Source organism: Synechococcus sp. CCY 0621, from assembly GCF_019038465.1.
Taxonomy (GTDB): domain Bacteria; phylum Cyanobacteriota; class Cyanobacteriia; order PCC-6307; family Cyanobiaceae; genus Cyanobium.
This window is the reverse complement of record NZ_JAFKRH010000060.1, coordinates 1-233: the sequence shown is the minus strand read 5'-3', so window position 1 is coordinate 233 and position 233 is coordinate 1. Positions and strand designations below refer to the sequence as shown.

The following is a 233-nucleotide window of genomic DNA, read 5'->3' as shown; positions in this document are numbered from 1 at the left end:
GTGGTCGACAGCCATGCCACCGAGTGGTACCTCCCCGTTCCCCTCTCCGACCGCGACTACAGGGTCGAGCTCGGCTACCGCAAGGGCGCCGGCGGCGGCTGGATCTCCCTGGCCTACTCCTCGGTCGCCCGGGTGCCGTCGCTGCATCCCTCCGAGCAGATCCTCGATCAGTTCGTTCCCTTCTCCCTCGACGCCTTCCCCTCCTCCGGCAGCACCAGCCTGCCCACCCCTGT

General features: G+C 69.1%; 1 protein-coding gene. It reads left to right on the top strand.

Annotated elements, in window-relative coordinates; all coding sequences use genetic code 11:
- A partial coding sequence (locus KUG43_RS16570) for a DUF4912 domain-containing protein (protein WP_216910930.1) occupies positions 1-233 on the top strand: 233 nt, incomplete at both ends.